Raw genomic sequence first — 1,163 nt, forward strand, 5'->3', positions numbered from 1 at the left:
TATAATATAGAAAAGTCTAGGTTAGATGGTAAAGTTCAAAATCTTGCGATTTATATCAATGAAGATAATTTAAGTACTATTCACAAAGAAATGAATAGGAAGAAGGCTAAAGGCATTGATGGAATATCAAAAGATGACTATGATGTAAATCTTGAGTCCAACATTGAGAATTTAGTAAAACGAATGAGAAATGATAGCTATAAACCAGAACCTATAAGAAGAGCATATATACCTAAAGACGGAAGTAAGAAGAAAAGACCCTTGGGGATATCTTGTTACGAGGATAAATTAGTTGAAAACAATATAGCAAAGATACTAATGGAGGTATATGAACCGAAATTCTTTAATGAATCCTATGGATTTAGACCAAATAGGAATTGTCACCAAGCTGTAAGAGAAATTATTGAATATGTGCAGTATCATAAAGTGTGCTATATAGTTGAAGCAGATATAAAGGGCTTCTTTGACAATGTAGACCATGATTGGTTAATTAAGTTCCTAGAACATGATATAGCGGACAGGAAATTCATAGATATAATAAAGAAATTCTTGAAGGCAGGAGTTATGGAGAAAGGGAAATACTTAGATACTGAAAGAGGAACCCCACAGGGAAATGGAGCATCCCCAGTTCTTGCAAACGTGTATTTGCATTATGTTTTGGATTATTGGTTTGCTGTTAAGATTAAAAGACAATGCAGGGGTGAGGCTTATTTAGTAAGATACTGTGATGATTTTGTATGTTGCTTCCAGAACAAATGGGAGGCAGAATCTTTCTATGAAAAGCTTATAGAAAGATTCAGGAAATTTGGTCTAGAACTAGCTTTAGAGAAAACGAAGATATTAGAGTTTGGTAGATTTGCAAAAGAGAATAGAGCAAGTCGAGGCTTAGGGAAACCAGAAACATTTGATTTTCTTGGATTTACGTTTTACTGTAGCGAAAATGGAAACAAAAGATTCTTTCGCTGTAAAGTTAAGACCTGCGGAAAGAAATACAGAAGCAAGGTCAAGGCAATGAAAGAATGGATTAAGAGGAACAGAATAATGCCCGTATGTGAGCTTATTAAGAAAATTAATCTTAAGCTTAGAGGGCACTACCAGTATTATGGTGTAACTGATAATACAAGAAGTGTGAAAAGTTATCAAAATACAGTTAAATATCTGCT

At 33.6% G+C, this 1,163-nt stretch carries 1 protein-coding gene; it reads left to right on the forward strand.

What is annotated here, in order from left to right:
- A partial coding sequence (ltrA, locus tag CLHOM_RS15045) for a group II intron reverse transcriptase/maturase (protein WP_052222522.1) occupies positions 1-1,163 on the forward strand: 1,163 nt, incomplete at both ends.

The organism is Clostridium homopropionicum DSM 5847 (assembly GCF_001263795.1).
Lineage (GTDB): Bacteria > Bacillota > Clostridia > Clostridiales > Clostridiaceae > Clostridium_H > Clostridium_H homopropionicum.